This is a genomic window from uncultured Sphingomonas sp. (assembly GCF_913062585.1).
Classification (GTDB): domain Bacteria; phylum Pseudomonadota; class Alphaproteobacteria; order Sphingomonadales; family Sphingomonadaceae; genus Sphingomonas.
Map to the genome: position 1 here is coordinate 30,357 of NZ_CAJXWX010000004.1, position 23,890 is coordinate 54,246.

Here is a 23,890-nt window from a genome sequence, read left to right on the forward strand (position 1 = left end):
GTGTGGCCTTCAACCCCCGCTCCGTTCAGCCTGAGCGAAGTCGAAGGCCACGGGAAACCGTATCAGCGCCCTGACAGCGTAAACCGATCCACGTCCATCCACCCGCCATTCGCCCCCGGATTGTAGCAGAACAGCGCATATTGCTGCCCCTGAAACGTGCCGGTCCGCCAGTCGAACGCCAAGGGGAAGTCGCCGCCCAATGTCCGCCAGTCGCGCCCGTCGGGGCTGTAGGCGACGCTCGCCCGGTCGGTCTTGAAGTCCATCGTGGTCCGCAGGAGCAAGCGATCGCCCGCGACCGGCTGCGCATCGACGCGAACATCCGTCTTTTGCGAAGAAGCCAGATCCTCGATCACGCGCATGGTCAGCGTCAGTCGCCCGTCGCTGCCCCGGCCGACCGCGATATGGCCGCTATATTTGCCGAACGTGCCGAAGCCACACTGGTCGCCCGCGACGATATGCGAGGCGTCGATCGCGACCACGCCCTGGCTGAACGGTCCTTGCCCCTTTTGCAGCAGCGTGTTGCGGGCGGTCCAGAGCGCCGGGGCCGGGGTGGCGCGCAGCCGCAGATAGCCCGGCCGCTGGGTCAGCGACCAATGGTCGGGCAGGGGATTGTGGTTCCACTGCCATTGCAGGCCGAGCTTAGCTCCAGCGAAATCGTCCGAAGCGGGAAGCAGGCTGACCGGCTGACCCTGGATGGGCTTGGTCGCGGTCGCGGGGACGCGGCCCGGCGCTTGCGGCGTGCCCCAGACCGGCCAGCCGTCCTGCCAGAAAATGGGGCTGATATTGGTCATCCGGCCGATCGCGCCCGCATCGGTCATGACGAAGCCATAGTCGGTGCCGTCGGGCAGATCGACGATCGCACCCTGATGGCCGCCGGTCTTGTCGTCGATCTGGTCGCGGGTTTCCCATGGCCCGAACAGGCTCTTGGCGCGCGAGACGGTCATGCCCAACCGCCGGGGGATGGCGTTGAAGAGGTAGTAATAGCCGCCGCGCTTGACGAGCTTCGACCCCTCCGCACCCTTGTTGAAATAGACGATGCGCTTGGCCGTCACGGTGCGCAGGTCGCGGTCCAGGCTGAGCAGCGTGTTGGTGCCATCCGACCCGACCGAGGTCATGATATAGGCGCTGCCATCGGTGTCGAAGAACAGGCCGGGGTCGAAGGCGGCCTCGCTGATCCGGTTCATCGCCCAGGGGCCGCGAATATCGCGTGAACGATAGATGCGCGTCTTCTCGCCCACCGGCGTCACCGCGATGTAGAAGACCCCGTCGCGATAGCGCAGGCTGGGCGCAAAAATGCCCTTCCGATACGCGCCGCCATTCTTCAGGTCATATTCGGGCAGGCCGTTGAGATGGTCGATGACATGGCCGACGAAACGCCAGTTCACGAGGTCGCGCGACGTCATGATGGTCAGGCCCGGCACGTTCGCGAAGGTCGTGGTGATGAAATAGAAATCGCGCCCGACCCGAATGATGTCGGGATCGGGATAATCGGCATAAAGTGGCGGATTGGCATAGCTGCCGTCCCCCCGATCCGACTGCCACGCCTGGGCTCCGGCAAGGGCGGGCACGGCGGCGAGCAAGGCGAGCGGAAGCCACTTCATTGCGGCGTGTACGCATAAGGGCCGATGACCGTCCCGACAAAGCCGCCCGCCCTGGCGGTGCTCAGGAACCGGACGTCGAGGTCATTCTTCAACGCCATGGTCCTGCCGCCAACATTATAGTCGAAGGCCATGGTGCCGCCCTTCGCGTGAAGTGACAGCGTGACCGGCCCCTTGTCATCCAGCGGTGCCGAGGCGACGAGCGTCTCCGGTGCCGCCTCGTCGCGCGTGTTCTTGCCCTGGCGGGTGTAGAGCGCGATCCGCGGCTGGCCGTCGATGCGGGTCACGCCGAAGAACAGATAGGCATAATCGTTCTGCATCGCGACCAGCCCGGCGCGTGCGCCGTCCCTGGCGGGCGAGAAGTCGACAATGGTCGAGACGTCCGCGACGGCATGTTGCTGCCGCCGTCCGACAAAGCCCGGAACACCCTGCCGATCGCCCAGCGCCGCGCCGACGTTCAGGCGCAGCGTCCCGTTGGCGACTGTGTAGAAGGGGGCCTTCGGCGGGCGCACGCCGATCCACTGCATGGCAAGCCGGTCGCCGTCGAACTCGTCAGTATAGCCGAAATCGCCGCTGGTGGGCAGCTTGGGCGGCGGGCTGGCGGGCTGGCGTGGTTTGGTGACGGTCCAGGGCACGGTCTTGCCGCGATCGAGGATGATCGGCCAGCCATCCTTCCACGTCACCGGCAACAGGAAGGTCTCGCGCCCGATATTATAATAATCCTCCGCATAGGGCCGCGTCGCCAGGAAGGTGGCCCACCAGTCGCCATTTTGCGTCTGGACCAGCTCGGCATGGCCCGCCGCGCTGATCGGATGCGGGCGCTTCGGATCGAGATCGCGCTGCGTCAGGATCGGGTTGTTCGCATAGGGCACATAGGGGCCGCGCAGTTCCTTCGACCGCAGCACGACCTGCGAGTGATTGACGCTCGTCCCGCCCTCGGCGGCGGTCAGATAATAATAGCCGTCCTTCTTGAAGATATGCGGCCCCTCGATCCAGACGGGCTTCTTGGACAGGTCGACGCCGCCATTGACCAGTTGGGTACTCTCGCCGACCATCTTGCCCGCGCGCCAGTCATATTCCTGGATCCAGATGGCGCGGTGGCCGTCATAGCGGGGCGGCTCGGCGGGGGCGCGGTTGTTGACGATATAGGCGCGGTCGCCCTCCCAATAGAGGGACGGGTCGATCCCCTCGAAGGGCAGCCAGATCGGGTCGGACCAGGGGCCGGCCGGGTCCTTGGCGGTGATGACGAAATTGCCCCGGCACTGGACGCAGGTGTTGACGATGTAGAAAATGCCGCCGTGATAGCTGATGTCGGGCGCGAACACCGCCTCCGACACCGCGCGGCCCGTCATGTCGAGCTGGCCCGGCCGGTCGATCGCATTGCCGATCTGGGTCCAGTGGACGAGGTCGGTCGAATGGAAGATCGGCAGGCCGGGGAAATGCGCGAAGGACGAGTTGACGAGATAATAGTCCTTGCGGACCCGCGTCACCGACGGATCGGGATAATAGCCCGAAATGATAGGGTTCAGATATTCGCCCGCCTTCGGCTTTACCTGCTCGATCGAGTGGCCCTGATAGGTGAACCGCTCGAAAATCGCGGTCTGCGCGGACCCCGCGCTTGCCAGGCCGAGCGAAAGGGCGAGCGCGGCGAGCGTGGCGCGGATCATGCGATACCCTTTCGGACGGGCGCGGCGCGAAGCGCATCGGCGATGGCGGCGCGCATCGGCTTGGGGCGAAGCGCCTCGTCATAGGGCAGGGGACGCTGGGGCAGGCCATCGGCGCGCGGTGCGAAACCGTTGAGCCAGCTATGCTTGTCCCACAGCCCCCAGCACAGCAACTGGTCGAGTTGCGGATAGGACAGCATCATGTCGAGATAGCTTTTGGCGACCGCCGCCACCTGGGCATCGCGCTGGGCGATGTCCCTGGGCATTTCGCGGTCGTTGATGTCGAACTCGGTGATCAGCAGGCGATAACCCATGGCGGTGACGTCATCGAGGAAGCGCTTCCACGCCGCATGCTGGACCCCGGAATGGCTGCCGTCATTGCCGAGATGGCTCTGGATGCCGAGCGCGTCGACAGGCACATTCTCCTTGCGGAACCGCTCCAGCAGGCGGAGCACGCCTGCGCGGTGGGTTTCGTTGCCCACCTCCCAGGACATATAATCATTATAGACTCGCTGGGCGTGCGGCGCATGTTCGCGCGCCGTCTCATAGGCGATCTTGAACACGTCGAAGCCGAGCGCCTGATCGAACACCGTGCCCCGGACCTGGCCGGTCTTGGGGTCGATCGTTTCGTTGACCACGTCCCAGCTATAGATCCGGTCGCCGAAATGCCCGGTCACGGCCGTGATATAGCTGCGCAGCCATTTTTCGGCGCCGGTCTTCGTCACCATGTCGGCCAGCGCGGGCGAGATATATTTGCCGTAGTTCCACAGCAGCGTATGGCCGCGCAGCTTCATCGCATTGTCGCGCGCAAACCCCGCGATCCGGTCGGCCGGACCGAAGTTCAGCCGGGCCGGATCATCGCCCAGCACATAGACCTTCATCTCGTTTTCCGGGACCAGCACGCCGCATTCGCGCGCGACGATCGCGCCGTAACCCGGATCGTTGATCGGCGATCCCCGGCCCGCATTGATGGCGGTGCCGAACACTATGCCCTTGGCGGCCGCGAGATCGCGCAGGGAAGCACCATCCTCCGCCGCCCATGCCATGCGAGGGAGCGCTCCCATCGCCAGGCCACCTGCGATACCGGCCAGCTGCTGACGACGGGTCAGCACCGGCCCTTGCCAATTGGGTTTCATCACCCTCTCCCTTATCCTTTACGCGGACAGTCGCATGGTCGCCGCCAAACGGCAAGGCCATGAGAGTGCACGCCAAATCTCGTCAGTCGGTCAGCCGTGCATCGCCCCACACGACCGGCAGGGCGGCACCGGGAGCGCTATCTGCGCGCGCGATCAACTCGATGATCTTACGGCCGCGCACATCGGCCTCGATCGTCGTCGGGGCCGCGTTGAGCGCGACGGGGGCGGAGCGGGCCAGCAACCGGCCATCGCCATAGACCTCGAAGACAACCCGCCGCCCCCGCGCGGTGGCGGAATCGTCGATCCCGACCGTGGCGGCGAAGTGCGACTGGCCCGGATTGCGGACCTCCAGTCGCGAATTGGCCAGAACCCCGATGCCGGTATCGTAGACTTTGCCCATCAGCCGGAGCGGCCGCCCGAACGGCGTGCGATCGGCCTGCGCACCACCCCATCCGCCATATTGCGGGAAGTCGCCCGGCCCATGGCTGCTGCCCCAGGGACTGAGTTCGTGATGGATGGTGGGATCGCCCTCGGGAATGGCCACGCCGTCCTCGGCCGGGTTCACGTCGCTGGGCACTTCCGACAGATAATGGCCGTTCGCCAGGCGGTGCTCGCCCGTCACGCGGTAAATCAGCGTTTGATGCGGCGCGAGGGTCAGCTTGGTCTCGCCCGAGAACCGGCTTTTCGCTCCCGTCCAGAGGTCGGTCATGGCGATCTCGCCACGCAGTTTCAGATGGTCTGCGGTCAGGACCGGCTGCACTAGCGCGGCGGTGCGGTTCAGGATTGCCACCGCCTTGTCGCCATTGGCCAGGCTCTTCACGAAGATCTGGACATCGTCGGACAGATAGGCGGGCACCGCCTGGTTGCCGCCCGCATCCTGGTTGAGCGCGATGATCGCGCGATTGCCCAGGAGCGCGATCTGCTCGGCATTGGCCTTGCGCAGGTCGAAGCCGATCAGCAGCGGTGCGTTCATCATCGCCCACATCGCGAAGTGCGAGCGCGCCTCGGTCATATGGTCCGCATCGAAATCGCCCGAGCCGACGAACAGCATGTCGGGATCGTTCCAGCCATGCGGATGGGCATAGAGCGCGCGCGTCGCGCTGGTATCGAGATTGGTCAGCATCCGCGACCAATGGGCGGTGATGTCGTCACTGGTCCGCGACACATTGCCGATCTGCTTGCCCCAGCTGCGCACATCGGCCGAACCCCAGAGGCACAGCGAGAAGAGATAGTCGCCGTCCGGATTCTCCCGGCGAAGGGCTGTCGCGGCCTGTTCGTACAGCGAACGGACCGCCGGAATGTCGGTGCGCGCCAGCGAATTCATGTCGATCAGCGGCGCCAGCGCGCTATAATCGCCGTTCCGGACATGCTCGCTGTCCTTGCCGAGCCCCCGGATACCGCAGCCATCGACCTTGATGTAGTCAAAGCCCCATTCGCGGAAATAGAGGGCGATATCCTGGTCGATATGGCCGTACAGTCCGACCTCGCGCTCGGCGACCGTGCCTTCGGGCTGGTTGGCGAAATTGGGGTATAGACCTGGCCGCAGCTATTGCGTCCGATATCGGAGTAGATCCCCGCCTTGAAGCCCATGGCGTGCAGCCGGTCGGTCAGTGGGCGAAAGCTGGTCTGCTGGTTCGGCCCCGCCTTGGCGGAGGGAAATTTGTCGGCGCGGATGACCATGCGGCCATCGGGCTGGCGACGGCGCAGCCACCAGCCATCGTCGATATTGATATAGCGATAGCCCGCATCGCGAAGGCCTTTGTCGAGGATCAGCCGGGCCGAGGCCATGACCTTTTCCTCGTCAACATCGCTGTTGAACGCGTTCCAGCTGTTCCAGCCCATCGGCGGCAGCGCGGCCTGTCCATCCTGATTGGCGCTCCACCGGCCCGTCGGGGCCAGCGGATCGACCGTGTCGGCGGCCAGAGCGGGTACGGACGTCATCCATGTCAGGGCAACGGCGCTGACCAACATCCTGCCGACGATGCGCGGCATGGCAAACTCCCCTTTATCGTGTTTGCGCTATCTTGTCGGACTAAAATCGCCCTGTCCACCGTTGAAAAGATACGCGAATTTCCGGTCAAACCCGTCGTCAACGTTGCCGATACCGTTATCAAAAATAGCGTTATGCGGGAGTGAGATGGCATGAAGGCATGGTCGAGCTCGACCTGTCCGCCGACCAGCAGGCGCTGCTCGAACAGGCCAAGGCGACGGGCCGCCCGCCGATCGTCGTGCCGATGAACGGCAGCCCGGTGAACCTGTCCTGGGCGAAAGCCAATGCCGATGCGGGTATCCCGGGCAAGCGGGCGGGCTGGCGGCGACCGCGCTCGGTCAGGCCTGACGGCCTGGCATGTAACGGCGTTACTTCGTCACCAGCGACCGGCCGAAAAAGGGCAGCACCTGCTCTTGAAAACGCACGCCGATCCGGTTGACATGATCGCCGTCATAGATCTGGAAGCTGTGCGCGATGCCATAACGGTCGAGCGTGTCGTGCAGCGCCTGGGCATCCGCCTTCAGCCCGTCCTGCGATCCGACGTCCAGCGCGATCGCGCGATATCGGCGCAAGGGGCCGACATATTGATCGACAAAGGCTAGCGGCGTGTTGGCGATCCACTTGGCCATGACGTCGTCGCGCACCTTGCCGTCCTTGATCGGCAGGTCGAGATAGAGCGGCGGGTTCTTCGGATCGGGCGACCAGGCGGCGGAGGCGGCGAGCATCGCGCGCTGGCCCCAGTTGAGCTTGGCGGATTCGGCAGGTGAGGACAGGCTGGTCAGCAGCTTTTCGTCGGTGCCCTCGGGCCGTGCCATCATGCGCGGCGACAGGCAGCAGGGGCTCATCATATAGATGGCGCCGTACATGTCGGCATGTTTCATCCCGATGCGCGCGGTGCCGTAGCCGCCCATCGAATGGCCCGCCAGCCCCCTGCTCTCGCGCCGGGGAATGGTGCGATAGCGTGCGTCGATCGCGGCGATCAGGTCATGACTGATGAACCGCTCGAAATCGCCGACCGTCTGCGACGAGGAATACATCGACCCGTTATGCATGGTCCGGCTGTCGGGAAAGACGAGGATCATCGGCGGCACGCCCCGTGCAAAGGCGCCCTCGACCGAGGCGGGTACATGGATTTCCTTCGTCCACTGGTCCGCGCCGATCGAATAGCCGTGCAGCGCATAGACGACCGGATAGCGACGTGTCCGGTCCTTCGCATAATCGGGGGGCAGGACGACGATGACGTCGCGATCCGCGCTATTGCCCTCCAAATTGCCTTCGATCGCGGCGGAATGGACCTTGATCCGTTCCACCGTCACCGCCTTGGCGCCCGGCACGACGGCGGGCGACTGGGTCGCCATTTGCGCTGGAGCCGCCGCCAGAGGCAGGGCGGCCAAACCGGCGGCCAGCAGCCAGTGGGCGTGGGAGAAGCGAAGCGCCATGCGGGTCATCCTCTGTCCTGGAAATACTGCCGACATGCGCGTGCCGGTCTGTCGTCATGAATATCGTTACCAACTATGGGGGCGGGGTGTTGTCAAGCTTGGCTCCCTTGGCCTTCGACTTCGCTCAGGCTGAACGGCTTTTGGATGTCCAGAGCGTTATCCACTCGCTCCGTTCAGCCTGAGCGAAGTGGAAGGCCACGCTCCACCCGCTTCCAGAAAACGACGAACCGACCTTGCATCTCTTCGACTGATAGCGCTATCGTGCAGCCAAAGCTCCAAAGATGGAGCGCATGGGAGAGGTAAGCGATGAAGCGCTTGATGATGGCCAGCGTGGTTGTGCTGGGTCTTGGCACGGCGGCCTGTGGATCTTCGAATACGGTAGGCAACGGCGCGCAGGAAAACACCGCGACCACGTCGAACGATGCCAATCCGACCGCGCCGGATGGCCGCCATTATCTGTCGCAGCCGCTGGTGAAGGACATTTTCACCGCCGATCCCTCCGCCCATGTCTGGGGCGACGGCAAGCTGTACGTGTATCCCAGCCACGACATCCCGACCGAGACCAAGGACGACGACCTGGGCAACCAGTACGCGATGCGCGACTATCGGGTGCTGCGCATGGACGAGCCGGGTGGGCCGGTCACGGTCGGCCCCGTCGCGCTCGACGTGAGGGACGTGCCCTGGGCTTCGCAGCAAATGTGGGCGCCGGACGCCGCCTATAAGGACGGCACCTATTATCTCTATTTCCCGGCGCGCGATAAGACCAAGGACAAGAACGGCCTTGGCGCCTTCCGTATCGGCGTCGCCACCTCGAAGAACCCGATGGGCCCGTTCAAGGCCGATCCCGAGGCGATCCCCGGCAGCTTCTCGATGGACCCCGCCGTGTTCCAGGACGCCGATGGCAAGGCGTACATGTATTTCGGCGGCATCTGGGGTGGCCAGCTTCAGCGCTGGAAGGACGGCAAATATGATCCGAACGGCAGTGACACCGACCTGAAGCAGGACGACCAGCCCGCCATCTCGGGCAAGATCGCCCGTATGAACCCCGACATGAAGACCTTCGCCGAAACCCCGCGCGACGTCGTGATCCTCGACGAACAGGGCAAGCCGGTGCTGGGCGGCGATCATGACAAGCGCTTCTTCGAGGCGTCCTGGGTCTTCAAGCGTGACGGCAAATATTATTACACCTATTCGACCGGCGACACGCATTTCCTGAACTATGCGATCGGGACCAGCCCCTACGGTCCCTTCACCTATAAGGGCCATATCCTGAGCCCGGTGCAGGGCTGGACCACCCATCATTCGATCGTCGAGTGGAAGGGCAAGTGGTGGCTGTTCTACGCCGACACGCAATTGTCGGGCAAGAACCACCTGCGCAACGTCAAGATGACCGAGCTGAAGTTCAATCCGGACGGGACGATCCCGACCATCGACCCGTTCGTGAAGTAAGGGCGGCGGATGTTTCTGGGCATCGACATCGGCACTTCGGGCGTGAAGGCCGTGGTGCTGGACGAACATGGCGCGGTCGTGGGGCAGGGGACGGCGGCACTGACCGTGCAGCGGCCCCAACCGCTCTGGTCCGAACAGGACCCGGAGGCGTGGTGGCAGGCGACGACGGCGGCGGTCCGCGCGATCGACCCGGCGGTCCGCCGGGCGGTTCGCGGCATCGGTCTGGCGGGGCAAATGCACGGCGCCACGCTGCTGGGCGCCGAGGATCAGGTGCTGCGCCCCGGCATATTATGGAATGACGGGCGCAGCCATGCCGAATGCGCGGAGCTGGAAACCAAGGCCCCCGCGCTTCACCGCATCGCGGGCAACCTTGCCATGCCGGGCTTCACCGCGCCCAAGCTGATGTGGGTCGCGCGGCACGAGCCGGAAACGTTCGCCGCCATCCGCACCGTCCTGCTGCCCAAGGACTATGTCCGGTTGCGGATGACGGGCGAGAAGGCGTCCGACGTGTCGGATGCGGCGGGCACCTTGTGGCTCGACGTGGCGGCGCGCGAATGGAGCGACGAGATCCTCGCCGCCACCGGCCTGACCCGCGACCAGATGCCGCAGGCGGTCGAGGGCACGGCGCAGACGGGCAAGCTGCGCGCCGAGGTGGCCGAAGCCTGGGGTATCGACCAGGTGCCGGTTGCGGGCGGTGGCGGTGACAATGCCGCCGGGGCGGCGGGCGTCGGTGTCGTCAAGGACGGCGATGCGCTGTTGTCGCTGGGCACGTCCGGCGTGATCTTCGCGGCCACGAAGGAATTCCGCCCCAATCCGGCGGGGGCGGTCCATGCCTTCTGCCACTGTCTACCCGATGTCTGGCATCAGATGTCGGTGCATCTGTCGGCGGCGGCGTGCATCGACTGGGTCGCGAGGCTGACCGGCACGCCCGGTGCGGCGGAGCTCTTCGCCCGTGCCGAAAGCGTCGGACCTGCCAGCGGCCCCGAAATCTTCCTGCCCTATCTGTCCGGCGAACGGACGCCGCACAATGATGCCGAGGTGCGGGGTGCGTTCCTTGGCCTCGACCATGACACCACGCCTGAGCGCTTGGCGCAGGCGGTGCTGGAGGGCGTGGCGTTCGCACTCGCCGATGGCCTGTCCGTGCTGCGCGACGCCGGGACCGAGCTGTCCCAGCTTTCCGTCATCGGCGGCGGCGCGCGGTCTTCCTATTGGGGCCAGACGCTGGCCGCCGCGCTGAACGTCGAGCTCGTCTATCTGCAGGGTGGTGAGGTCGGCCCGGCGCTGGGCGCTGCCCGGCTGGCCCAACTGGCCGTCGATGGGGGCTCGCCGGAGGAGGTCTGCGCACCTCCGCCCGTCAGTCACACCATCGCCCCCGACGCCGCGCTCGCCGAGCGTTTCGCCCCCAAGATCGCGCGCTTCCGCGAAAGCTATTCCCGCATCACTCCGAGGAATTCCTAACATGGCTACCGACTTTTTCGCCGACATCCCGACGATCCGCTATGAAGGCCCGGACAGCGACAATGAGCTCGCCTACCGCTTCTACGACAAGAACCGCGTCGTCTTGGGCAAGACGATGGAGGAGCATCTGCGCTTCGCCGCCTGCTTCTGGCACACCTTCTGCTGGCCGGGTTCGGACGTGTTCGGCGGCGGCACCTTCAACCGTCCCTGGCATGCCGGCGCGAACGACAGCGCGGCCGCCGCACAGAAGCGCGAAGTGGCGTTCGACTTCTTCTCGAAGCTGGACGTGCCCTATTACTGCTTCCACGATGTCGATGTGATGGCCGATGCGCAGGGCGTGGCCGAGCATCGCCGTCACTTTGCCGAGGCGGTCGATCACCTCGAAAAGCTCCAGGCTTCGTCGGGTCGCAAGCTCCTTTGGGGCACCGCCAACCTGTTCAGCCATCCGCGCTTCGCCGCCGGCGGCGCGACCAACCCCGACCCCGAAGTCTATGCCTTCGGCGCGATGCAGGTCCGCGATGCGCTGGAGGCCACGCATCGTCTGGGCGGCGCCAACTATGTGCTGTGGGGCGGTCGTGAGGGTTACGAGACGCTGCTCAACACCAATATGAAGCGCGAACTGGACAATCTGGGCCGTTTCCTGAGCCTGGTGGTCGAGCACAAGCACAAGATCGGCTTCACCGGCACCATCCTGATCGAGCCGAAGCCGCACGAGCCGACCAAGCACCAGTACGACTTCGACACGGCGACCGTGTACGGCTTCCTGAAGGCCTACGGCCTGGAAAACGAAGTGAAGGTCAATATCGAAGCGAACCACGCCACGCTGGCGGGGCACACCTTCGAGCATGAGATCGCGACCGCTGGCGCGCTCGGAATCTTCGGGTCGATCGACGCCAATCGTGGCGACCATCAGAATGGCTGGGATACCGACCAATTCCCCAACTCGGTCGAGGAACTGACGCTGGCGATGGTGGAGATCATCCGGGCGGGCGGCTTTACCACCGGCGGCTTCAACTTCGATGCGAAGGTCCGTCGCCAGTCAATGGACGCGGTCGATCTGTTCCACGGTCATATCGGCGGGATCGACGTGGTGGCCAAGGGCCTGCTCAATGCCGCCGCGCTGATCGAGGACGGCCGCCTCGATGCGATCAAGACCGAGCGTTATGCCGGTTGGGACGGTGCGTTCGGCCAGCAGGTCGGTAGCCTGGACCTGGCCGGGATCGCCGATCTGGCGGAGCAGAAGGGCATCGACCCCAAGCCGCGTTCGGGCCGTCAGGAGCGGATCGAGAATATCGTCAACCGCTTCGTTCATTCGGGCAAGTAAGGCGGGGCTGGCCGGATTTTCCGGCCCGCTGCCCTTATAAAAAGGGGCGCATCCGGCCGTTCGGATGCGCCCCTTTTTTTTGTTTGCCGGGTGGCGTGGCCTTCGACTTCGCTCAGGCTGAACGGAGTCAGGGAATATGCCCCATCCCAACCCCCGTTCAGCCTGAGCGAAGTCGAAGGCCAAGGGATTCCCGCCGCCCCATACGAACGGCGGGACCCTCCCGATCAAGCCACCCCGTTCGCCGCCATATCCCGAAGCGCATCATGGAAGCGTCCGATCGCGGCGGTGTTGAACCCGGCGATGTTGATCCGTCCCGACCCAGCCATATAGACGCCATGCCGATCGCGCAGCCATTCGACCTGTGCCGGGGACAAAGGCAGGGTGGCGAACATGCCCTTGCCATGCGCCACGGCGCCCAGGTCGATCGTACCGATCCTGCCACCTGCCGCCAGGGCCGCGCGAAGGCTTTCGAGCCGCTGGCGCATCGTCTCCAGCTCGTCGCGCCACTCGGCGGTCAGGCCCTCGTCCTCCAGGATGATGCGGACGATGGCCGCGCCATGGTCCGGCGGCATCGACCAGTTGGCCCGCGCCAGCGAGAGCAGGTTGGAAAAGACCACCGCGCCGGTGTCGCGGTCGGGTGACAGGGCGAACAGCGCGCCGGTCCGTTCGCGATAGAGCCCGAAATTCTTGTCGCAGGAATAGGCGAGCAGCGCCTCGGGCACCGCCGCCAGGATAGTGCGTGCGCCGTCCGCATCGCGGTCGAACCCGTAACCCAACCCCTGATAGGCCAGGTCGACCACCGGCAGAAGGCCGCTCGACGCCACCGCCTGTGCGATCGCGGTCCAGCCCGCCGCATCCGGGTCGATCCCGATCGGATTGTGGCAGCATCCGTGAAGCAGCACGGCCTCGCCCGGCTGGGCCTCACCCAACCCCTTCAGAAATCCATCCAGGTCGAAGGTCTGGCTGTTCAGGTCGAAACAGGGGATCATCGCCGGTTCGACGCCCGCCTGTCGGAACAGGGGCGCGTGATTGGCCCAGCTGGGGCTCCCGATCCAGATCTTCGACACGCCCGCCCTTGCGAGTACCTCCGCCGCCAGGCGAAGCGCGCCGGTGCCGCCGGGGGTCTGAAGGCCGACGACCCGGTCCGCCGCCACCGTGTCGCCGATGACGAGCGTGGCGAGCGCGCGGACAAAGCCGATATCGCCCTCCGGCCCCAGATAGGATTTGCTCGACTGATCGGCCAGCAACCGCGCCTCGGCCGCCTTCACCGCGGTCATGACGGGCGTGCGGCCGTCTTCGTCACGGAAAACGCCGACGCCCAGGTCGATCTTGTCGGGGCGAGGATCGGCGGCATGCTGGCCGATGATTCGCAGCAAGGGATCGTCGGGTTGGCGGGTCAGGGTCGCGAAACGCATCGAAAAAGCCTTTTGGACAGAAACGCGCGCACCATAGGGTTTCATTTGTGAAAGGGAATGTCCCATGCCCTTTTTCCCGACCGTCTCGAGGGCGCTGGGGCTGGTCGCCGATGACACGGGTCCAATGGCCCGCAGCCGTGTCGTATGACGGACCCGATTGCGAGCATTTCACCCCCATTGATCCAACTAAAATCCGAAAAGTGCGCGATATTGATGTGCATTATGGAGCTTCGCTGAGGGTTGTTCGTAGACCAGATGAACGGGAGATGTCGCGATGATGTCCAGTTCATCCGCCGAGAACGTGTTGGCGGAAGGGTTTGGTATCATCCCGCTATCTCGATCCGACCGAACTCCCTTCCCGTTCCCGGTGACGTATTTTGCGTTGTCGTCCCCGCCGATTGCTTTGCTGGTTATCGGCTGACGAGGATATTCCGCGATGCCCTGCTTTCGATCTTCGTCGCTGTTCCGGTTTCGTACAACATCAGGGGCATGTCTGCCTTTCGGGTCTGTCCCCCATCCCCGGGAGGCGTTGCCGTGACCGCCCGGGCGATCCCTCTGGCAGGCGTCGTGTCACCGGCGCTCCATCGTCTGTCGCGCCTGGCGCCGCTCGATGCCGCCGCCCATGCGGCGCTTGGATCGGCCATTGCTCGACCGCAGGCCTTTCGCGCACGCCGCGATCTGGTCGTTGAGGGGCGGGACATTGCCAGCGCGCACCTCATCCTGTCGGGATGGGCGGCGCGGGTGCGGATTCTGCCGGATGGGCGGCGCCAGTTCCTGAGCTTCGTGCTGCCGGGCGACGTGGTTGGCCTCTACGATCATCACCGGCCGGTCGCCCCGAGCAGCATCGTGACGTTGACCGATATGACCACCTGTGTGCCGCCCGACCCCACCATGTCGCCCAGCCTGGACCAGGCCTATGCCGTCGCCCATGCGCTCGACGAGGCCTATCTGCTCGCCCAGATCGCGCGGCTGGGGCGGATGAACGCCATGGAGCGGATTGGCGACCTGATGCTGGAATTGCAGGAGCGTCTGGCGATGAGCGGACTGACCCAGGGTCATAGCTACGACCTGCCGATCACCCAGGAGACGCTGGCCGACGCGCTGGGTCTGACGGCGGTGCACGTCAATCGGATGCTCCAGGCGGCGCGACGGGCGGGCGACCTGATCTGGTCCGCGCGATCCATGACGATCCCCGACCCGAAACTGCTTTCGCGCAAGGTCGGCCGGGCGCAGGTCCGCGTCACGGGGGCGTAAGACCGGGCCGATCGACCCGGTCTTGCAATACATCATTGACGCCTATCAAGATATTGTAAAAACATGAGAAAATAAGGAACAAGCCGCCTCATCCGACGCTGTCCGCGCAAGGAATGAGGAGAGAGGCTTATGCCGGACATCGCCGACAGACCCTATGACGACGCTCCGCTGTCCGCATCGAAAGACAGCGACGCCGCGGTCCGCATCGCAACCCACGAAGCGATCGAGGACCGGGGCGACAGCCTGACCGGCTGGGCGGTGACGATCAACCGCCCGGCCGCCGACCTCTATGCCTGGTGGCGCGACTTTTCGAACCTGGCCGACGTCATGGAGAATGTCGACCGGGTCGATGTGATCGACGACCGCCGCTCGCACTGGGTGGTGAAGGCCCCCGGCGGCACCTTGGTCGAGTGGGATGCGCTGGTCACCGAGGAAGAGGAGGGCAGGCTGATCGCCTGGGCCTCCGCCGAAGGTGCCGACATCGCCAATTCGGGCCGGGTGACGTTCCGCGACGCCGGCGCACGCGGCACCGTCGTCACCGCCACCATCCTCTATGACCCGCCCGCCGGGGTGATCGGCAAGCTCGTCGCCAAACTGTTCCAGCGCGAGCCCAATATCCAGGTCCGCCGCGACCTGACGCGGTTCAAGCAGCTGATGGAAACCGGCGAAGTCGCGACCAACGCGATGAACCGCGAACAGCATGAGGAGCAGGCCGCATGAAAGCGCTGACCTGGCATGGCAAGCATGACGTGCGCATCGACAATGTCGACGATCCCGGCATCGTCAACCCGCGCGACGCGATCATCAAGGTGACGGCGACCGCGATCTGCGGCTCCGACCTCCATCTCTATGACGGCTATATCCCGACCATGCAGTCGGGCGATATTCTCGGCCATGAGTTCATGGGCGAGGTGGTCGAGACCGGCTCCGCCTCGACCCTGAAAAAGGGGCAGAAGGTGGTGGTGCCGTTCACCATCGCGTGCGGGTCCTGCTATCATTGCGGCAAGCATCAATATTCGGGCTGCGAAAACGGCCTGCCCGCCGACAATCAGGATATCGCGCGCGAGTTGTACGGCCATCCCATGGCCGGGCTGTTCGGATACAGCCACATGACCGGCGGCTATGCGGGCGGACAGGCGGAATATGTCCGCGTGCCGTTCAGCGATACCGGCCCGATCGTCATCCCCGACGGGGTGGACGACGAGAAGGTCCTGTTCCTCTCCGACATCCTGCCCACCGGCTGGATGGCGGCGGAAAATGCCCAGATCGAGCCGGGCGATACCGTCGCGGTCTGGGGCTGTGGCCCGGTCGGGCTGTTCGCGGTCCAGTCGGCATTCCTGATGGGGGCCGAGCGGGTGATCGCGATCGACCATTTCCCCCACCGGCTGGAGCTGGCGCGCACGTTCGGCGCGGAGACGATCAATTTCGAACAGACCGCCACCTACGACGCACTGATGCAGATGACGGGTGGGATCGGCCCCGACGCGGTGATCGACTCGGTCGGGCTGGAGGCGCACGGGATGTTCGTCGACAATGCCATCGACCAGATCAAGGCGTCGACCTTCCTCGGCACCGATCGCATCCATGCCATTCGCCAGGCGATCCTGGCGTGCCGCAAGGGCGGCCGTGTGTCGATGCCCGCCGTCTATGGCGGCTTCGTCGACAAGTTTCCGCTCGGCGCGATGATGCAGAAGGGGCTGACGCTCAAGACCGGGCAGACCCATGTCCAGCATTACCTCCCCGGCCTCCTGGACGCGATCATGGAGGGGAAGATCGACACGACCTTCCTCATCTCGCACCGCCTCCCCCTGGAACAGGCGCCGGACGGCTATCGCATGTTCCACGACAAGCAGAACGAAGTCACCAAGATCGTGCTGAAGCCCGGTCAATAAGGAGCGCATCATGGCCGAGAAATTCGCAATCGTGACGGGTGCCTCGACGGGCATCGGTTATCATCTGGCAGCATGTGCGGCACGGGACGGATATGACCTGCTGATCGTCGCGGACGAGCCCGCCATCCACACCGCCGCGACCGATCTGGCCGCGCCGGGCACGCGGGTGCAGGCGGTCGAGGCCGACCTGGCGACCTTCGAGGGCGTCGACACGCTACTTGCTGCCGCCGATGGGCGGACCATCGACGTGCTGTGCGCCAATGCGGGGAACAGCAAGGGCGGCGCGTTCCTCGATCAGCCGGTCGCGGACTGGCGGCGCTCGATCGACACCAATGTCACCGGCACGGTCCATCTGCTCCAGCGCGTGCTGACCGGCATGGTCCGGCGCGGGGAGGGCAAGGTGCTGGTGACGGGGTCGATCGTCGGCTTCATCCCCGGTCCCTTCAACGCGATCTACAACGCGACCAAGGCGTTCATCGACAATTTCACCGAGGCGCTGCGTAACGAGCTGAAGGAGGATCGCGGCGTCACCCTGACCACGCTGATGCCGGGCCCGACCGAGACCGAATTCTTCGCCCGCGCCGACATGCTCGATACCCGGGTGGGTGCTGGCAAGAAGGACGATCCGGCGGAGGTCGCCCGCACCGGCTGGGAAGCGATGAAGGCCGGCGAGGGGCACATCACTCCCGGCCTCGCCAACAAGGCACAGGTCGCAGGCTCCGGAGTGGTGCCGCAGTCGGTGCTGGCCGAGGCCCACCGCAAGATTGCCGAGCCAGGCTCGGCCGACCGTTGAGTTTTTCTACAGGAGACGGATCATGGGCCTGTTTACGAAGGACATCGCGACGCTGGACGATCTGTTCGTCCACCAGCTCCAGGACATTTATTACGCCGAGCATCAGATTACCAAGGCGCTGCCCAAGATGATCGACAAGGCGACCGACCCGCAGCTGAAGGCCGGGTTCGAACAGCATCTGCGTGAGACCGAAGGGCAGATCGCGCGGCTGGAACGGGTGTTCGAGATGCATGGCCAGACGCCCAAGGCCGTGACCTGCCCGGCGATCGACGGCATCATCAAGGAAGCGAATGAGGTCGCGGGCGAGGTGGCCGACAAGAGGGTGCTCGACGCCGCGCTGATCGCGGCGGCGCAGGCGGTCGAGCATTATGAGATCGCCCGCTACGGCACCCTCGTGGCATGGGCACGGCAATTGGGGCGCAGCGACTGTGCCGCGATTCTGGACGAGACGCTGGCCGAGGAAAAGGCGACCGATGAAAAGCTGACCAATCTTGCCGAAGGTGGCGCAAATGCGGCCGCGGAGGCCAGCGCGACGGCTTGACGCCCTGGGCACCGTCGGCGGCCGCCCTTCCCGGCGGCGGTGCCCTTCCGGTCAATGCGCGACGTGGGTGATAGCCAGCATCAGCAGGATGCCGAAGATCGTCGCGATCCCGGTCTTCAGCCGCGGATCGAGCGACTGGCTGCGCGGCACCAGTTCGCACGCGCCGATATAGAGGAAAATGCCGGCGAACAGCGCCATCAGCGGGGCGAGCATCGCGGATGGAATGGCGATGCCCAGGCCGATCACCACCCCCAGCATCGGCGCGATACCGTTCAGGATCAGCCAGCGTCGCGCCGCCACTTCGCTCCGAGCCGCAAGGCTCAGGGACACGGTGTTGACGCCGTCCGCCACATCATGGGTCAGGACGGCGATGGCGATCATCCAGCCTGCGGCCGTGTCGATCTGAAAGGCGATGCCGATGCCGAGCCCGTCCATCAGGCTGTGCAGGCTGAGCATCGCCGGGCCCAGATCGCCCCGCCATGACGCGGCGGCGCGCGGAATCTTCGCCAGCATTCGGTCCAGCAGCATATAGCCGCCCAAACCCAAGGCCGTGAACGCCATCAGCGAATGCACCGACCAGCGATCCCCCGCCAGCCCCAACGCCTCGGGCATCAGGTCGAACAGCGCCACCCCGATGACGATCCCGGCGGTCAGGCCAAGCACGATCCCGATCCGGTGGCGCAGGCGCAGCGCCAGGAGCCCGCCCGCCAGCGTGGCGAGCATGGCCGCCAGTCCGAAGGCGAGGGGGATGAGCGTCATCGGCGACCCATGAACGAGGGGGTGAGACGTTACAAGGTCACATTTGTGAAACCTGTATCAGCGCCGGCATCACGCCAGCGCGATCGCCTCCAGCACCGTCGCGGCCACTTCGCGGCGACAGATCAGCAGGTCGGGCAGCAGCGGATTCTCGCAATTATAGACGAGCGGACTGCCGTCGATCCGCGAGGCATGGAGCCCGGCGGCGAGCGCGACGGCGGCGGGGGCGCAATTGTCCCATTCATATTGGCCGCCGTCATGCAGATAGACATCGGCCCGCCCCTCGACGACCGCCATCGCCTTGGCTCCTGCCGAGCCCATGGGGATCATGATCGCGCCCAGCCGGTCGCCGACGCAGCGTGCGATATCGGGTGCGCGGCTGCGGCTGACGACGACGCGTAGCCCTGCGGGGCAGGGGGGATGCTTGGGCGGCAGATCGTCGGTCGCGAAGACCCGCCCCAGCGCGGGCACAGCGACCGCGCCCAGCGCCGGGCGGCGGCCGATGGCAAGGCCGATATGCACCGCCCATTCGTCCGAACCGCTCGCATATTCGCGCGTGCCGTCCAGCGGATCGACGATCCAAACCCGTTCGGCCGCGCACCGCGCACGGTCGTCGACCGACTCCTCCGACAGGATGAAGTCGTTCGGACGGGCGGCGCGCAGGCGGTCGAGGATCAGCGTGTTGGCGTCGCGATCCCCCTTCTTGCCCAGCGCAGCGCCGTCCAGCCCGCTGGACGCACGAATAGCCTCGAGCAGATGGCCCGCCTCCAGCGCGACGGACCGCGCGAGTTCGGCGTCAGTCACAGGTCATAGCTCCAGACACCCAGTACATGCTCGACGATCCGCGCGGCAGCCTGTTCCGCCGTCTCCTTCGTCGTATCGACATGGATTTCGGGCCGCTCGGGCGCTTCATAAGGGCTCGAGATACCGGTGAACTCGGCGATCTCGCCCGCGCGAGCCTTGGCGTACAGACCCTTTACATCGCGGTTCTCGGCGACGGCCAGCGGCGTATCGACGAAAATCTCGACGAACTCGCCCTCGGGCAGCAGCGCACGAACCATGTCCCGCTCCGCCTTGAACGGCGAGATGAAGGCGGTCAGGACGATCAGCCCGGCGTCCGCCATCAGCTTGGCGACTTCGCCCACCCGCCGGATATTCTCGACCCGACCGGCTTCCGAGAAGTCCAGATCGCGGTTCAGGCCGTGGCGGATATTGTCGCCGTCCAGCAGGAAGCTGTGGCGGCCCATGGCATGCAGCTTTTGTTCGACCAGATTGGCGATGGTCGACTTGCCCGAACCCGACAGACCGGTGAACCACAGCACCTTGGGCGACTGGCCCTTCTGCCGGGCATGGGCCTCCCGGGTGATGACGGTCGATTGCCAATGGACGTTCTGCGACCGGCGCAGCGCATGGTCGATCATCCCTGCGGCGACCGTGGCGTTGGTCGCGCGGTCGATCAGGATGAAGCCGCCCAGCGTACTGCCCTTCGCATAGGGCTCGAACACGATCGGGCGGTCGGCATAGACCTCCGCCAGGCCGATATCGTTGAGCGCCAGCGTGTCGGCGGGGCGCTGCTCCTGGCTGTTGACGTCGACGACGTGGCGCGGCGGCTGGACGGTCGCGCCGACCAGCTGCGCGCCGAGCTTCAACGAATAGCTGCGCCCCGGGACCAGCGGTGCATCGGCCATCCAGACGATGGTGGCGACGAACTGGTCGGCGACCTCGGGCGGATCCTCGGCCGCCGCGATCACGTCGCCGCGCGAGCAGTCTACTTCCTCGGCCAGCACCAAAGTCACCGCTTCGCCCGCAATCGCCTGATCCCGGTCGCCGTCATAGGTGACGATCCGCGCGATGCTGGTCGTCCGGCCCGACGGCGTGATCCGCACGCGGTCGCCGACCGACACCCGGCCGCTGGCGATCAGCCCGGCAAAGCCGCGAAAGTCGAGGTCGGGCCGGTTGACCCACTGCACCGGCATACGGAACGACGCCGCGACCGCCCGGTCGCCGTCGATCGCCACCGTCTCCAGGTGCGGGAGGAGCGGCGGCCCCTCATACCAGGGCATGTCGGGCGAGGGGGTGGTGACGTTCGCGCCGGTCAGCCCCGACAGCGGAATGGCGGTGAAACGCTCGATCCCGATGCCACGCGCAAAGGCGGCATAGTCGGCGACGATGGCGTTGAAGACCGACTGGTCGTTGCCGACCAGATCCATCTTGTTGACCGCCAGCACGATCTCCTTGATGCCGACCAGATGCGCCAGATAGCTGTGCCGCCGCGTCTGGGTCAGCACGCCCTTGCGCGCGTCGATCAGGATCACCGCCAAGTCGGCGGTCGAGGCACCCGTCACCATGTTGCGGGTGTATTGCTCGTGACCCGGCGTATCGGCGACGATGAACTTGCGCTTCTCCGTCGCGAAAAAGCGGTAGGCGACGTCGATGGTGATGCCCTGCTCGCGCTCGGCGGCGAGGCCGTCGACCAGCAGCGCGAAGTCGATATTGGCCCCCTGCGTGCCGACCCGGCGGCTGTCCGCCTCCAGCTGGCTCAGCTGGTCCTCGAAGATCGTCTTCGAATCGTAGAGCAGCCGCCCGATCAGCGTCGACTTGCCGTCATCGACCGAGCCGCAGGTGATGAAGCGCAGCATCGACTTGGCGGCGTGCGTGGCGAGATAGGCGTTGATATCGGCGGCGATCAGCGCATCGGGTTGATAGGCGGTCATCTCAGAAATACCCCTCGCGCTTCTTCTTCTCCATGCTGGCGGCCTGATCATGGTCGATCGCGCGCCCCTGACGCTCCGAGGTCGTCGTCAGCAGCATTTCCTGGATGACCTCGGACAGCGTCGCCGCCTCGCTCTCGACCGCGCCGGTCAGCGGATAGCAGCCGAGCGTGCGGAAGCGGATCGAGCGTTCGACCGGCACCTCGCCCGGCTTCAGGCGGAAACGGTCGTCATCGACCATCAGCAGCATCCCGTCGCGCTCCACCGTCGGGCGGGGGGCGGCGAAATAGAGCGGCACGATCTCGATGCCTTCCTGCAGGATATATTGCCAGATATCGAGCTCGGTCCAGTTGGACAGGGGGAAGACGCGGATGCTCTCCCCCTTGTGGATGCGGCTGTTGTAGAGATTCCACAGCTCGGGCCGCTGCGCCTTGGGGTCCCAGCCATGCGCGGCCGAACGAAAGGAGAAGACGCGTTCCTTGGCGCGGCTCTTTTCCTCGTCGCGGCGCGCACCGCCGAACGCGGCGTCGTATCCGCCCGCGGTCAGCGCTTGTTTCAGCCCCTCGGTCTTCCACATATCGGTGTGGCGGCTGCCATGGTCGAAGGGGTTGATGCCCAACGCCTCCGCCTCCGGGTTGCGGTGGACGATCAACTCCATCCCCGCCGCCTCGGCCGCGCGGTTGCGCAGATCGTACATCGCGCGGAACTTCCAGGTCGTGTCGACATGGAGCAGCGGGAAGGGCGGGCGCGCCGGGAAGAACGCCTTCTTGGCGAGGTGCAGCATCACCGCCGAGTCCTTGCCGACCGAATAGAGCATCACCGGCCTTTCGGTCTCGGCGACGACTTCGCGCAGGATATGGATGCTCTCGGCTTCGAGGCGTTGAAGGTGGGTCAGGCCAGTCATCGGATTGTCAGATAATGTCGCCAGCGAACCGTGCGACCAACTTATCCTGTCAATCGCGATAGTCCCGCTCCAGCGAGTCGAGGATGCGTCCGCCCGCCATGAACACCGCAATGGGGCAGGCGGCGAACAGGATCTTGCCCGGAAGTCCGGGATAAGCCTGGAGATAATGCATCCCGCGTTCGACAGCGCCCAGGCCGAGCCCGTAGATGACGAGAAACGCCTCGAACTTGGACTTGATCGTGAACAGGGCGACCAGGCGGGACCACATGGGCTTGTTTAGACCACCGTCCGGTCCCCGCGCCAAGCGTCAAGTGTCTGCCAATATGAGACAGTCCAACGCGGTGAGGAGCGCCCGGCGCGCCGTTTCGATCCGGTCGATGAGGGCGGGGTCGCCTATGGCGGTCGGGTCGATCGCCTCGGGCCAATGCGCCTCGACGACTGCGGCGATCCGGTCGAGCCGGGCATGGTCGACCAGAAAGCGTTGGTCGATACTTGCCGGGTCGGCAACGACGCGCAAGCGCAGACAGGCCGGGCCGCCGCCATTGGCCATGGATTCGCGGACGTCGACCACCTCCAGCCGCCGGATTGGGCCGTTGCCGGCGACATGGTCCTGTAGCCAGGAAAAGACGGCGGCGTTGTCCTGTGCCTCCTGGGGCACGATCAGCGTCGGCTCGCCGCCGGGCGGGGTCACCAGCTGGGCATTGAACAGGTAGGACGCGATGGCGTCCTGCAGGCTGACGCGGGCGGCGGGCACCTCGACGATCTCGACATCCGGCATCAGCGTCCGGAGGTCGGCGTAGAAGGTGTCGCGATCGGCAAAGGCCTGTTCGTGCGCGAACAGGACGCGCTCATTGGCGACGGCGACCACGTCGTTGTGAAAGGCGCCCGCCGCGATCGCCGCGTCCGACTGGCGGACGAACAGTATGCGGTCGGGGGACAGGCGATGCGCGCGGGCGACCGCCTCGCACGCCTCCCGGTGCTGGCGTGCGGGGAAGGGCCCGCCGCCCTCGCCATAGACGAACACCTCGACGCCGGGATGGTCATGGCCGCTGCACAGTCGCATGTGATTGGCCGCGCCCTCGTCGCCGAACGGAGCCGGGACCGGCGGGTGAACGATAAAGGCCGGGTCGGCGAAGATCAGCCTGAGCTGTGCCAGCGTCGCGGGCCATTCATGGCTGCGATGCGGCATGGTCAGCAAATTGGCGACGGTCAGGTAGCAGCGGCCGTCGCGCGTATCGGGCGCGGGCGAGACGGTTGCGGCATTGGCCGCCCACATGGCGGAAGCGGACAGCGCCTGCGCCTTCAGGACGGACGAAGCGGCATCGTAATCGGTTGCCAGCCGCTTCAGCCAGCCATGGTCGGGGCGGGCATGCGGCAGCAGGATCCCCTGTACCAGCCCCAGGTCCAGGTTCGCGCGCACCTTGGCGATCCCCTGAAGCGCGGCCGCCTTGGGGTGGGAGGTCCTGCCCGCATTGCGGGTGGCGGCGAGGTTGCCGTGGCTCAGCCCGGCATAATTATGGCTCGGGCCGATGATGCCGTCGAAGTTGATCTCTCTCAGCATGATGG

The 23,890-nt window shown here is 65.5% G+C and carries 20 protein-coding genes and 1 pseudogene; 9 read left to right on the forward strand and 12 right to left on the reverse strand.

The window, feature by feature from the left end:
• Nucleotides 1-62: 62 nt before the first annotated feature.
• The 4 genes and pseudogenes from QZ546_RS04680 to QZ546_RS04695 form a co-directional block, all read right to left on the reverse strand.
• Nucleotides 63-1,601, reverse strand: a complete 1,539-nt coding sequence (locus QZ546_RS04680; protein ID WP_294235306.1) for a glycoside hydrolase 43 family protein — start codon at nucleotides 1,599-1,601, stop codon at nucleotides 63-65.
• A complete protein-coding gene (locus QZ546_RS04685; RefSeq protein WP_294235308.1) occupies nucleotides 1,598-3,265 on the reverse strand; it encodes a glycoside hydrolase family 43 protein in 1,668 nt (555 codons plus the stop codon). The genes QZ546_RS04680 and QZ546_RS04685 overlap by 4 nt, the downstream gene beginning before the upstream one ends.
• Nucleotides 3,262-4,398 (reverse strand): endo-1,4-beta-xylanase, encoded by a 1,137-nt coding sequence (locus QZ546_RS04690; RefSeq protein WP_294235311.1) that lies wholly within the window; start codon nucleotides 4,396-4,398, stop codon nucleotides 3,262-3,264. The genes QZ546_RS04685 and QZ546_RS04690 overlap by 4 nt, the downstream gene beginning before the upstream one ends.
• An 82-nt stretch (nucleotides 4,399-4,480) precedes the next feature.
• Nucleotides 4,481-6,339 (reverse strand): annotated as a pseudogene (locus QZ546_RS04695) (NPCBM/NEW2 domain-containing protein).
• A gap of 209 nt (nucleotides 6,340-6,548) precedes the next feature.
• Here QZ546_RS04695 and QZ546_RS04700 point away from each other — a divergent pair.
• Nucleotides 6,549-6,827 carry a hypothetical protein gene (locus QZ546_RS04700; RefSeq protein WP_294235559.1) on the forward strand — a complete coding sequence of 93 codons (279 nt, stop codon included), beginning with the start codon at nucleotides 6,549-6,551 and terminating at the stop codon, nucleotides 6,825-6,827.
• Here QZ546_RS04700 and QZ546_RS04705 read toward each other — a convergent pair.
• The gene (locus QZ546_RS04705; RefSeq protein WP_294235313.1) at nucleotides 6,757-7,827 is read right to left on the reverse strand and encodes an alpha/beta fold hydrolase; all 1,071 of its coding nucleotides are present in this window, start codon (nucleotides 7,825-7,827) and stop codon (nucleotides 6,757-6,759) included. The genes QZ546_RS04700 and QZ546_RS04705 overlap by 71 nt on opposite strands.
• A gap of 306 nt (nucleotides 7,828-8,133) precedes the next feature.
• Between QZ546_RS04705 and QZ546_RS04710 the strand changes: the two genes are divergently transcribed.
• Genes QZ546_RS04710 through xylA form a run of 3 tightly spaced genes read left to right on the forward strand, consistent with a single transcriptional unit; the run spans nucleotide 8,134 to nucleotide 12,058 of the window.
• On the forward strand, nucleotides 8,134-9,276 hold the full coding sequence (locus tag QZ546_RS04710; RefSeq protein ID WP_294235315.1) for a glycoside hydrolase family 43 protein: 1,143 nt from the start codon (nucleotides 8,134-8,136) through the stop codon (nucleotides 9,274-9,276).
• A 9-nt stretch (nucleotides 9,277-9,285) separates the two neighbouring features.
• On the forward strand, nucleotides 9,286-10,734 hold the full coding sequence (xylB, locus tag QZ546_RS04715) for a xylulokinase (protein WP_294235317.1): 1,449 nt from the start codon (nucleotides 9,286-9,288) through the stop codon (nucleotides 10,732-10,734).
• A gap of 1 nt (nucleotide 10,735) precedes the next feature.
• Nucleotides 10,736-12,058: a xylose isomerase gene (gene xylA / locus QZ546_RS04720; protein WP_294235319.1), complete on the forward strand. Its 1,323-nt coding sequence runs from the start codon at nucleotides 10,736-10,738 to the stop codon at nucleotides 12,056-12,058.
• 224 nt (nucleotides 12,059-12,282) lie between these two features.
• Here the strand turns inward: xylA and QZ546_RS04725 are convergent, their stop codons facing one another.
• Nucleotides 12,283-13,473 (reverse strand): amino acid aminotransferase, encoded by a 1,191-nt coding sequence (locus QZ546_RS04725; RefSeq protein WP_294235321.1) that lies wholly within the window; start codon nucleotides 13,471-13,473, stop codon nucleotides 12,283-12,285.
• Nucleotides 13,474-14,007: 534 nt separating this feature from the next.
• On the opposite strand from QZ546_RS04725, the gene QZ546_RS04730 reads away from it, so the two are divergent.
• The 5 genes from QZ546_RS04730 (at nucleotide 14,008) to QZ546_RS04750 (ending at nucleotide 17,953) form a co-directional block, all read left to right on the forward strand.
• Nucleotides 14,008-14,727, forward strand: coding sequence for a Crp/Fnr family transcriptional regulator (locus QZ546_RS04730; protein ID WP_294235322.1), 720 nt, complete (start codon nucleotides 14,008-14,010; stop codon nucleotides 14,725-14,727).
• A 129-nt stretch (nucleotides 14,728-14,856) separates the two neighbouring features.
• Entirely contained in the window at nucleotides 14,857-15,447 is a 591-nt protein-coding gene (locus QZ546_RS04735; protein ID WP_294235325.1) for an SRPBCC family protein, read from the forward strand.
• Entirely contained in the window at nucleotides 15,444-16,619 is a 1,176-nt protein-coding gene (locus tag QZ546_RS04740; RefSeq protein ID WP_294235327.1) for a zinc-dependent alcohol dehydrogenase, read from the forward strand. The genes QZ546_RS04735 and QZ546_RS04740 overlap by 4 nt, the downstream gene beginning before the upstream one ends.
• Nucleotides 16,620-16,629: 10 nt before the next feature.
• Nucleotides 16,630-17,412, forward strand: a complete 783-nt coding sequence (locus tag QZ546_RS04745) for an SDR family oxidoreductase (protein WP_294235329.1) — start codon at nucleotides 16,630-16,632, stop codon at nucleotides 17,410-17,412.
• Nucleotides 17,413-17,434: 22 nt separating this feature from the next.
• Nucleotides 17,435-17,953, forward strand: coding sequence for a ferritin-like domain-containing protein (locus QZ546_RS04750; protein WP_294235330.1), 519 nt, complete (start codon nucleotides 17,435-17,437; stop codon nucleotides 17,951-17,953).
• A 51-nt stretch (nucleotides 17,954-18,004) separates the two neighbouring features.
• On the opposite strand, the gene QZ546_RS04755 is transcribed toward QZ546_RS04750, so the two are convergent.
• From QZ546_RS04755 to QZ546_RS04780, 6 genes are all read right to left on the reverse strand, one after another.
• Nucleotides 18,005-18,712 (reverse strand): ZIP family metal transporter, encoded by a 708-nt coding sequence (locus tag QZ546_RS04755; protein WP_294235331.1) that lies wholly within the window; start codon nucleotides 18,710-18,712, stop codon nucleotides 18,005-18,007.
• 69 nt (nucleotides 18,713-18,781) lie between these two features.
• On the reverse strand, nucleotides 18,782-19,513 hold the full coding sequence (locus QZ546_RS04760; RefSeq protein WP_294235333.1) for a 3'(2'),5'-bisphosphate nucleotidase CysQ: 732 nt from the start codon (nucleotides 19,511-19,513) through the stop codon (nucleotides 18,782-18,784).
• Nucleotides 19,510-21,423: a sulfate adenylyltransferase subunit CysN gene (gene cysN, locus QZ546_RS04765; protein ID WP_294235335.1), complete on the reverse strand. Its 1,914-nt coding sequence runs from the start codon at nucleotides 21,421-21,423 to the stop codon at nucleotides 19,510-19,512. Before cysN ends, QZ546_RS04760 begins: the two co-directional genes overlap by 4 nt.
• A 1-nt stretch (nucleotide 21,424) precedes the next feature.
• Nucleotides 21,425-22,324 (reverse strand): sulfate adenylyltransferase subunit CysD, encoded by a 900-nt coding sequence (gene cysD / locus QZ546_RS04770; protein WP_294235337.1) that lies wholly within the window; start codon nucleotides 22,322-22,324, stop codon nucleotides 21,425-21,427.
• Between the two features lie 49 nt (nucleotides 22,325-22,373).
• The gene (locus tag QZ546_RS04775) at nucleotides 22,374-22,592 is read right to left on the reverse strand and encodes a hypothetical protein (RefSeq protein ID WP_294235339.1); all 219 of its coding nucleotides are present in this window, start codon (nucleotides 22,590-22,592) and stop codon (nucleotides 22,374-22,376) included.
• Between the two features lie 39 nt (nucleotides 22,593-22,631).
• On the reverse strand, nucleotides 22,632-23,885 hold the full coding sequence (locus QZ546_RS04780; RefSeq protein WP_294235341.1) for an N-succinylarginine dihydrolase: 1,254 nt from the start codon (nucleotides 23,883-23,885) through the stop codon (nucleotides 22,632-22,634).
• Nucleotides 23,886-23,890: the final 5 nt, after the last annotated feature.

What these genes read in the sequence shown, in the direction of transcription:
- QZ546_RS04775 (WP_294235339.1), bottom strand. Translation starts at nt 22,592, where the DNA reads ATGTGGTCCCGCCTGGTCGCCCTGTTCACGATCAAGTCCAAGTTCGAG.
- QZ546_RS04680 (WP_294235306.1), bottom strand. Translation starts at nt 1,601, where the DNA reads ATGAAGTGGCTTCCGCTCGCCTTGCTCGCCGCCGTGCCCGCCCTTGCC.
- xylA (WP_294235319.1), top strand. Translation starts at nt 10,736, where the DNA reads ATGGCTACCGACTTTTTCGCCGACATCCCGACGATCCGCTATGAAGGC.
- QZ546_RS04745 (WP_294235329.1), top strand. Translation starts at nt 16,630, where the DNA reads ATGGCCGAGAAATTCGCAATCGTGACGGGTGCCTCGACGGGCATCGGT.
- QZ546_RS04755 (WP_294235331.1), bottom strand. Translation starts at nt 18,712, where the DNA reads ATGACGCTCATCCCCCTCGCCTTCGGACTGGCGGCCATGCTCGCCACG.
- QZ546_RS04780 (WP_294235341.1), bottom strand. Translation starts at nt 23,885, where the DNA reads ATGCTGAGAGAGATCAACTTCGACGGCATCATCGGCCCGAGCCATAAT.
- QZ546_RS04690 (WP_294235311.1), bottom strand. Translation starts at nt 4,398, where the DNA reads ATGAAACCCAATTGGCAAGGGCCGGTGCTGACCCGTCGTCAGCAGCTG.
- xylB (WP_294235317.1), top strand. Translation starts at nt 9,286, where the DNA reads ATGTTTCTGGGCATCGACATCGGCACTTCGGGCGTGAAGGCCGTGGTG.
- QZ546_RS04735 (WP_294235325.1), top strand. Translation starts at nt 14,857, where the DNA reads ATGCCGGACATCGCCGACAGACCCTATGACGACGCTCCGCTGTCCGCA.
- QZ546_RS04740 (WP_294235327.1), top strand. Translation starts at nt 15,444, where the DNA reads ATGAAAGCGCTGACCTGGCATGGCAAGCATGACGTGCGCATCGACAAT.
- QZ546_RS04710 (WP_294235315.1), top strand. Translation starts at nt 8,134, where the DNA reads ATGAAGCGCTTGATGATGGCCAGCGTGGTTGTGCTGGGTCTTGGCACG.
- QZ546_RS04750 (WP_294235330.1), top strand. Translation starts at nt 17,435, where the DNA reads ATGGGCCTGTTTACGAAGGACATCGCGACGCTGGACGATCTGTTCGTC.
- QZ546_RS04700 (WP_294235559.1), top strand. Translation starts at nt 6,549, where the DNA reads ATGGTCGAGCTCGACCTGTCCGCCGACCAGCAGGCGCTGCTCGAACAG.
- QZ546_RS04725 (WP_294235321.1), bottom strand. Translation starts at nt 13,473, where the DNA reads ATGCGTTTCGCGACCCTGACCCGCCAACCCGACGATCCCTTGCTGCGA.
- cysN (WP_294235335.1), bottom strand. Translation starts at nt 21,423, where the DNA reads ATGACCGCCTATCAACCCGATGCGCTGATCGCCGCCGATATCAACGCC.
- QZ546_RS04685 (WP_294235308.1), bottom strand. Translation starts at nt 3,265, where the DNA reads ATGATCCGCGCCACGCTCGCCGCGCTCGCCCTTTCGCTCGGCCTGGCA.
- cysD (WP_294235337.1), bottom strand. Translation starts at nt 22,324, where the DNA reads ATGACTGGCCTGACCCACCTTCAACGCCTCGAAGCCGAGAGCATCCAT.
- QZ546_RS04705 (WP_294235313.1), bottom strand. Translation starts at nt 7,827, where the DNA reads ATGGCGCTTCGCTTCTCCCACGCCCACTGGCTGCTGGCCGCCGGTTTG.